Source organism: Frankia sp. CoBUL1 (genome assembly GCF_978021245.1).
The window spans coordinates 1-8,288 of record NZ_CDXDOS010000148.1 but is presented as its reverse complement, the minus strand read 5'-3'; the positions used below and the strand labels follow the sequence as shown (position 1 = coordinate 8,288).

General features: G+C 71.0%; 7 protein-coding genes. 3 read left to right on the top strand and 4 right to left on the bottom strand.

The features are described from left to right. From AC08OX_RS11800 to AC08OX_RS11790, 3 genes are all read left to right on the top strand, one after another. Nucleotides 1–1,744: heparinase II/III domain-containing protein (locus AC08OX_RS11800; RefSeq protein WP_476607861.1), on the top strand; the 1,744-nt coding region annotated here is incomplete at its 5' end. Nucleotides 1,745–1,821: 77 nt separating this feature from the next. Further along, nucleotides 1,822–2,679 (top strand): FkbM family methyltransferase, encoded by an 858-nt coding sequence (locus AC08OX_RS11795; protein WP_476607860.1) that lies wholly within the window; start codon nucleotides 1,822–1,824, stop codon nucleotides 2,677–2,679. Continuing rightward, a complete protein-coding gene (locus AC08OX_RS11790) occupies nucleotides 2,676–3,680 on the top strand; it encodes a glycosyltransferase (protein ID WP_476607859.1) in 1,005 nt (334 codons plus the stop codon). The genes AC08OX_RS11795 and AC08OX_RS11790 overlap by 4 nt, the downstream gene beginning before the upstream one ends. Here the strand turns inward: AC08OX_RS11790 and AC08OX_RS11785 are convergent. The 4 genes from AC08OX_RS11785 to AC08OX_RS11770 form a co-directional block, all read right to left on the bottom strand. Continuing rightward, entirely contained in the window at nucleotides 3,664–4,434 is a 771-nt protein-coding gene (locus tag AC08OX_RS11785) for an FkbM family methyltransferase (protein WP_476607858.1), read from the bottom strand. The genes AC08OX_RS11790 and AC08OX_RS11785 overlap by 17 nt on opposite strands. Next, nucleotides 4,421–5,971, bottom strand: coding sequence for a hypothetical protein (locus AC08OX_RS11780; RefSeq protein ID WP_476607857.1), 1,551 nt, complete (start codon nucleotides 5,969–5,971; stop codon nucleotides 4,421–4,423). Before AC08OX_RS11780 ends, AC08OX_RS11785 begins: the two co-directional genes overlap by 14 nt. A gap of 140 nt (nucleotides 5,972–6,111) precedes the next feature. Then, complete coding sequence (locus AC08OX_RS11775) at nucleotides 6,112–6,966, bottom strand: class I SAM-dependent methyltransferase (RefSeq protein ID WP_476607856.1); 855 nt, start codon at nucleotides 6,964–6,966, stop codon at nucleotides 6,112–6,114. 44 nt (nucleotides 6,967–7,010) lie between these two features. Then, nucleotides 7,011–8,093 carry a UDP-glucuronic acid decarboxylase family protein gene (locus AC08OX_RS11770; RefSeq protein ID WP_476607855.1) on the bottom strand — a complete coding sequence of 361 codons (1,083 nt, stop codon included), beginning with the start codon at nucleotides 8,091–8,093 and terminating at the stop codon, nucleotides 7,011–7,013. Nucleotides 8,094–8,288 lie beyond the last annotated feature (195 nt).

Genomic DNA, 8,288 nt, shown 5'->3' with positions numbered 1-8,288 from the left:
CCACAGCAGCGGAGCGTCGGCCTGCCTCCAGTCCCATCGGGCGGGGGCCGGCGCCGCCGCGGCCCCCGCCCGATGGGACTGGAGGCAGGCCGACGCTCCGCTGCTGTGGCGCTACCATCTGCACTACTGGGACTGGGCATGGGCATTCACCACCGAGGCTGTCCAGGGGCCGGCGATGTTCGCCCGGCTGTATCTGGCCTGGCGGACCTCCGTGGCCCTGGGCGATCCGGTTGCCTGGTCGCCCTACGTCGTGTCGCTCCGGGCCTGGACGCTGTGTGCCTTGTGGCCCCGGCTCGCGCGGGGAACGCCCGCCGAGATGGCGGTCCTCGCCGACCTCGGCGTCTGCCGGTCCTTCCTGCGCACTCATCTGGAGACCGACGTCGGCGGGAACCACCTGCTGAAGAACTACAAGGCGCTGATCGGGCTGGCGGTCGCCGATGACGACGCCCGCGGCCGCCGACGATGGGTCGACGCGCTGCTGCGCGAGCTCGATCGGCAGGTCCTCAGCGACGGTGGACACTACGAGCGCTCCCCCACCTATCACTGTCAGGTGCTGGCCGACCTCGACGACGTCGCCGGGCTGCTCACCGCGGCGGGCCACGTGGTGCCCGGCGCCCTGCTCGACACGGCCGGCAGGATGCGGGCCTGGCTGACGGCCGTACTCGGACCGGACGGCGTGGTTCCCACGCTCAACGACGGGTTCGCGGTGCCCGCCGAGGCCCTGCGGCTGCTTCTCCCGGCTCCGGTAAGACCGACGCCGATCGCCGTCCAGGGTCCGGGTCCCGTTCCGATCCCGGCACCGCGCCTGGCCGAGATGCCCACCTCGACGTCGCAGTCGACTGTGGGGACCGTGCCCCGTCCGCGGACGCCCGCATCTGACCGGGCCGACGGCCTTCTGCTGGTCGACAGCGGTCTCGCCGTGCTGACGGCTGGACCGTGGCATCTGCTCGCCGACGTGGGCCTGCCCTGTCCCGAGGACCTTCCGGCCCACGCCCACGCCGACACCCTCGCGTTTCTGCTCTGGCACGACGGCCGGCCGCTCCTGGTGGATACCGGGACCTCGACCTACGCCCCCGGACCGGATCGGGACGCCGAACGCGGTACCGCCGCCCACTCGACCGTCATCGTCGATCACGCCGACTCGACCGAGGTCTGGGGCGCGTTCCGGGCGGGCCGCCGGGCCCGTCCCACTCTTGTCACGATGTGCCACCACGAAAACGTGGCGATGTTGGCCGCCGGCCATGACGGCTACCGCCACCTTCCCGGGCGACCCGTGCACTGGCGGACGTGGCGACTCGACCCGAGTGGGTTGTCCGTCGACGATCGGATCACCGGGGAGGGCCGCCACCACGTCGAGGTGCTGTTCCACTTCGCCCCCGGGGTGTCCGTCACCGCTGCGGCGGCCGATACCAGGCGAACCAGTACCACCTCGATCGGGACCACCTCGATCGGGACCAGCCGGAACGCGGCCACCCGGAGCGGGGCCACGGATGCGCTCACGGTGACCACCTCCCAGGGGCGGCTGGTCCTGCGGGCCGGCGGACCGGGGCGGTGGGTGGTGCGCTCCACCCACCGGGCGGTCGGATGGAGCCGTACGGTGCCGGCGTACACCGCCGCGTACGTGATCGATGCCGAGCTGCCTGTCGCGGTACGCACCACGGTCGTCCACGAGGTCCGCTCCGGCGGCACGCGCTCCGGCAACCTGCGCTCCGGCGACACGGAATCGTCGCCCGCCCGCCTCTGACGCACACCCGGACCTGACCCGCCCCGGTCGCACCGCATTACCACGAAACCGAACAAACTGCCCGACAGGAGAACACCGTGCCGACCCTGTCCGTCCTACGCCCTCTCGCGGAACGGCTCACCCACCATCTGGTGGTGGCCCGCCGCCTGCCGCCTCCCTTCCAGGCGACGCGCATCTACGTCTCTTCCGAGGCGGGTCTGAAGTATCTGCGCCCCAGTCTCGCCGCCGTCGATCCGGTCCTGACCGACCTGGTCGGCGAGGTCGTGCGCCCCGGCCACGTGGTCTGGGACATCGGCGCGAACGTGGGACTGTTCGCCTTCGCCGCCGCGTCCGCCGCGACGTCGTCCGGCACGGTCGTCGCGGTCGAGCCCGACACCTGGCTGGTCGGGATGTTGCGCCGGTCGCAGACACGGTCACCACGCCACGGCGGATCATCGGCCACCGATGGCCGCGCCACGGTGAAGATCCTGCCCGCCGCGGTCGGCGCGGCCCCGGGGATCAGCACGTTCCACATCGCGAGTCGCAACCGCGCGACCAGCCATCTGGACGGATTCGGCAGCAGCCAGACCGGCGGCACCCGCGCGGCACAGCTCGTGCCGACCTTCACTCTGGACGGCCTGCTCACCCATTTCCCGGCACCGGACGTCGTGAAAATCGACGTGGAGGGGGCCGAGCACGCGGTCCTCAGCGGTGGGCGCAGGCTTCTGGGCGACATCCGCCCGACCGTGATCTGCGAGGTCACCGGACGCAATGCCGAGGCCGTCGGCGACCTGCTGCGCGGGCACGGGTACCGCATCGTCGACGCGGAGGTTCCGCCGCCGGCCCGGCGGCCCCTGATGGCGGCACCCTGGTCCACGTTGGCCGTGCCAGACGTCCCGCCCTCCACCCCGCGACCCACGTCCGGGCAAGTTCCCGAGTCCCTGGTGCGCGCATGAGGACCACGGCGGTCATCGTCCACTGGGGGCCGACCGGGCCGACGATGGATCTGGCCGCGCAGCTGGCGGCGATGCCTCAGATCAGCGAGGTCGTCGTGGTGGCGAACGACCTGCGAGGACGACCCGACGGCCTCGGGGAGGAGACGGCCTGGCTCGTCCCCCCCGGCAACCTCGGTTTCGGCGGCGGCTTCCGGCACGCGTGTGACGCCTATCCGGCCACCGACTGCTATCTCCTGCTCAACAATGACGTCCAGCTCGTGCCGGCCACCGTCGATGCCTGTCTGGAACTACTGTCCCGCCCGGGCGTGGGCATCGTCGGACCCACTCTGGTCAACGCCGACGGTCTGCATCCGGGCTTCGCCGGGCTCACCCGCGTCTTCACCGTGCCGCGCGCCCGCCGGACCCCCACGGACCACGCCGATGACGTGCCGTGGGTCACCGGCGCGATCACCTTTGTCAAGGCCGAGTGTCATCGGCAGGTGCCGATGGCCGTTCGGTACTTCCTGTACTACGAGGACGTGGATCTCTGCCACCGCGCTCGGGCGGCCGGGTGGCGTGTCCTCGTCAGTCCGGCCCAGGCCTGGCACACCGGTGGGGGGACGGTACCCGGCAACGGCTACACCTACTACACGGTGCGCAACCGGCTGTGGTTCGCCCGCATCCACGGCCGCCCGCGGCAGGTGGCACTGGTGACCGCCTGGTTGCTCCTGGCAGTGCTGCCCCGGGTCGCCGTGTCCGAGCTGGTGCGCCGGCGCGGAATCGTCCGCGTCCACTGCGGCCTGCGCGGCGTCGTGGACGGTCTCGCCCGCATCCCCGACATCGACCAGACCCTGCCCGGGGAACCCCGGGCGTCCCGGTGGAGTACATGGACACGCGAGGCCCGCTCCGTCCCGCGTCCTCGCCCGGCCCAGGACCGGCCGATCGGTCCGTCGGACCCCGCGGGGGGAGCCGACCGGCGGGAGAAGGCGGCCGGCACGGGGGAGCTCACCCGTCCCGGCTGAGCGTGACCACCACTCCGTGGCGGTCGACCACCTGGAAGCCCAGTCCACGCGCGGCGTCGAGCAGGTCCGCCGCGGTGACGGGCCGTCCCTCGAAGGTCGTGTCGTGCATCTCGAACACCGCTCGACGGCACCGGTCCAGCGCGCCCGGATCCCCCAGCAGGAACGACGCCTCCGCACCCTCGATGTCGCTGACGAGGTCGAACTCCGCGATCCTCTTGCGTACCAGCAGGTCCCGAAGCGTGGCCGCCGGAATGGTGACGCTCCGCCGTGACGCGTCGTCCCACAACCGGGAACCGAGGTTGTTCCCGACGAGGGCGAACGCCACCGGACCCACGGCCTGCGTGATCGCCCTGTTCTCCACGTCCAGGGTGATGTGCCCGGCGTACGCGGCCAGGCGTCGCGTGAGGCCCTCGATGAGGTGGGGATTGGCCTCCACGCACACCAGCCGCGAGCCGGGTGCCAGCCGCGAGGCGATATGCGCGCTGGTGATGCCCAGGCTCGCACCGAGTTCCACGACGGTGCCCGAGGTCGTGAGATGACGGCGGATCATCCGGATCTCGGCCCCTTCGTACAGCCGCCAGAACAGCGCCGCCCGCGCCTGCGGGGTGAAGCCGCGGTCAGCCACGTCGAAACGCAGCCCGTGGTTGGGGACCCGGTTGCGGGTGGCCGCCGCGATGACCGTTCCCACCGCCGGGGACGTCAGGGCACCGGCGATCGAGATCTTGGTTCGGTAAAGAACATCACTGGCGTCCATAAGCAAGATTTTTTCCCTTCGTTGCGGGCCGGGCGCCACCGTAGGCGAAGCGTGCCGTCAGGAACAGCACGGCCAGCTGGATGGGCAACGCCGCGAGGAGGTCCCCCACGCTGCTCTCGGAGTTGACCAGTTGGAGGAAGAGCGGAACGAAGATCACGATGTAGCGTAGATCCTTCATCGGGTCCCACGCCTCGTCGATCAGTCGGAAACCGGCGCCCAGTAGTGCCATGCCGACCAGCAGGGGAAGCAAGCCCCCGTGCAGATAGAGGTCGGCCTGGGGGGAGACAGCGGCCGCGGAGTAGATCCGGGCGTTCCCCGAGAGGTACTGCTGTTTGAACTCGTAGCCGGTGGCCCTGATCGGTTTGTCGGGCCAGACCGCCCGGGGCACGGCGGTCAGGACGGGAGCCAGGAACAGCTCGTTGATGTCCCGGTAGGGAACGATGTCGGGAGACAGCTGGACGACGATGGCCAGACTGTCGATGCCTCGCATCCGCGAGGTCAGGTACTCCAACGGTGACTCCCCGGGGCCTTCCCCCGCGGGGGCGTCCCCGGCCAGCGTCCGGCCCAGCACGGTCGGCGCCATGGACACCGCCGACCGAGCGTCCATGGTGTGGCTCTGGCCGCGTACCTGGGCCCGGTAGGAGGCGTTGTAGGGAATCAGCACGAGGACGAAGATGGCGGCGGCCGCGACGATCCACCGCATCGGAAGCCGGCCGCGGGCGACGGAGAACGCGATCAGCACTCCCCACACGCTGGTCGCGAACACCCCCTTCATCCCGCTGGCGACAGCGAAGAGGATCTCGACGGACAGCAGGGCGACGAAGGTCCGCCGACGCCCCCCGCCCCCGTCTTCCCTGCCCCGGGCCAGATCGACGGCGGCGATGAGCAGGGCGGACATCCCGAGGCCGCCGAGCAGGGTGAGCGGCTGGGCGTAGGCACTCGCCTCGGAGACCTTCTGGGACGCGTCGCCCAGGTAGGCATACTGGCCCAGGAGAATCTGCAGGACCCGGGCCGCCACCGAGATCCCGCACAGGATCCACAGCACGCTCCGGTCGCGCAGCCGGGTACCGGTCCCGGGCGCCGCCGCGGTGGCAAACCGGGTGGCCGCGCGCGTCACCAGCCGGCCCGGGCCGAGCAGGTATCCGCAGGTCCACAGCGGCAGGGCGAGGCTCGCCAGGGCGAGTGCCCGCAGCACGCCGTCGAGATGGATCTGCGGGGTGTCCAGCTGGGGGGTGTGCCAGACCAGTGACACCAGCCCGAACGACATCCCGGTCCACAGCAGGTACCAGGGGCCGAGACGGAACAACCCCAGCCCGTAACCACGCCCCGCTCGCGCACCGACCAGGAGCAGCGCGGCGAGGCATTCGAACGTGAACGCCACCGAGCGCAGGACCACCCGGTCGGGCTCGGACGGCAGCCGGAGCGCCTCGACGAACCACGGCACCACGCCGACCATCACGATCATCAGCCACAGCAGCGGCGGACGGCGGACGGGGTGGGCAACCCTCCCACCCGGCACGGCCGGGGCGATCACCACGGCGCACCCGAGGGGATCGGCGAGGCGTCGCCGGCAGGCGTGCCTGAGTGGCGCCGCGGACATCCCGCGAGCGGGCAGGCGGCCCGGGACGTCCGCCAGCAGAGAGTTCGCCAGCAGAGAAGATCAGGCATGCCCGAACCTCACGCCGTCCGGTCGCGGGGCAGCGGCGTACGCCGCAGGGTGACGGCGACCTGTTCGAAACGCTCCCAGCCGTCGTGGAGCGCGAGCACGTTCGGCGAGAAGACGCCCTGCCCGGTCAGCCCGTGCCGGCTCAGATTGAGGATCCGGTAGCCGGCGGCGGCCAGCAGCGAGACCAGCTCACCGGGATTCTCCCCGGCAGCCCGCCGATCCCCTTCGCCGCGGTGGCTGTTCTCGCCGGAACGGTCTCCGCCGCAGCGGGCGGGGCGGGGCGGCATCGCCAGCAGGAGGGCCGGCCGATGCGCCCGTAGGAGCTCACCGGCGCCGCGCAGCACGTCGAGGCTCTCGGCCTCACCACCGATCCTGACCAGGGCGGGTGGTCGGTGCCGCGCGGCGTGGGCATCGAGGGTGATGGGCGTCGCGCCCGGGATGGGCGCGACGCCCACCGCGGCACTGGCACCCACCGCGGCAGTGGACAGGTGGACACTCGAGAGCCGGCTGCGCTCGACCAGTGCCGCGAGCGTCGCCCCGGTGCGCGGTGCTTCCTCGAAGGCATGCACCTCGCCTGCCGCTCCCACTACCCCGGCCGCCCACAGGGTGTAGATCCCGAGGCCAGCAGCGACGTCATAGCAACAGTCACCGGGGCGCAGAACCGCGTCGAACACCGGCGCGAGCGCTGGTGGCCGATAGCGGGGACCGCTGTAGGCGTTCGCAGGGTCCTGCATCCATCGGGTCGGCCAGCCACGACCGCGCGGGCTGGGAAGGCCCGCGGCCAGACGTCCCGCCAGCCGCCAGCGCAGCGGACCGGCACGATGCCCGGAGATCGCAGCGAGGTTTCCAGAGCCATCCTGAGTCACATACTTAAAGTAGTCGACGTCTTACAAAGAGCAATGTACTGAGGTCACGAATCCGTCGCGTCGTCCTCGCCCACCTTGACCGCCGGCCCCGGTTCACCAGTCCGCACGGTGAACCCGTCGCGGTCACCGCTAAGCACGTCCGAGCCTGCCGGCGGCTCCTGACGGGGCACCAGCCACGGGGACCGCCGCCGCTCGACACGTCCGTGGAACCAGGCCACGGTGCGGGCAAGCCCGTCCCGTACGTCCACCAGGGGCCGCCATCCAAGCGCCTCCCGCGCCAGCGTGATGTCGGGGCAGCGCACGGTGGGGTCGTCCTGCGGTCGCGGAACGAAGGTGATCGGGACGTCAGCCCCGCATACCTCCACGACGAGCCGCGCCGCATCAATGATCGTCATCTCCTGGGGATTGCCGAGATTCACCGGACCGGGAAGGTCGCTGTCCAGCATGCGCACGACCCCCTCCACCAGATCGTCGACGTAGCACAGCGACCGGGTCTGGCGACCCTCGCCCGCAACGGTGACGGCTTGGCCACGCAGGGCCTGCGCAATGAAGGTCGGGATGGCACGCCCGTCGTCGGCGCGCATCCTCGGCCCATAGGTGTTGAAGATCCGGATAATCCCGGTGGACGTGCCGTGGGTGGCGCGGTGGGCGGTGGTCAACGCCTCGGCGAAGCGCTTGGCCTCGTCGTACATGCTCCTCGGACCGATCGGATTGACGTGGCCCCAGTACTCCTCCGGCTGGGGGTGGACCCGGGGGTCGCCATAGACCTCCGAGGTGGAGGCCAGAAGGAACCGGGCGTTCTTGCGATATGCCAGATCCAGCAGGTTCGCGGTACCCGACGCACCGACCGACAGGGTCTCCAGGGGCAGGGCCCGATAGTCCACCGGGGACGCGGGGGATGCGAAGTTCAGCACGGCGTCGACCGGGCCAGTGACGTCGATCGGCTCGGTCACGTCCCGCCGCAGCAGGCGGAACCCGCCATACCTCCGAAGATGGTCGATGTTGTCCGGCCGGCCGGTGAGGAAGTTGTCGACGCAGATCACCTCGGCACCCCGAGCCAGCAGGCGGTCACAGAGATGGCTTCCGAGGAAGCCGGCCCCACCGGCGACGACGACCCGCCTGGTCACTCCAACCACCACCCGTGAGTAAGGAAAGCCGGGCCATGGGCGTCACGTACCGCTATCGGTCGACAACGACACTGCGCACCCCTCGGGCAGCCCCCCTTCTATCACTGACAGTGATAGAAGGGGGACGACCGCGGCGGGGAACCCGCGTGTCTCCACCCGATGACGCCGCAACCGCCACCCACCGCCACTCAGGCC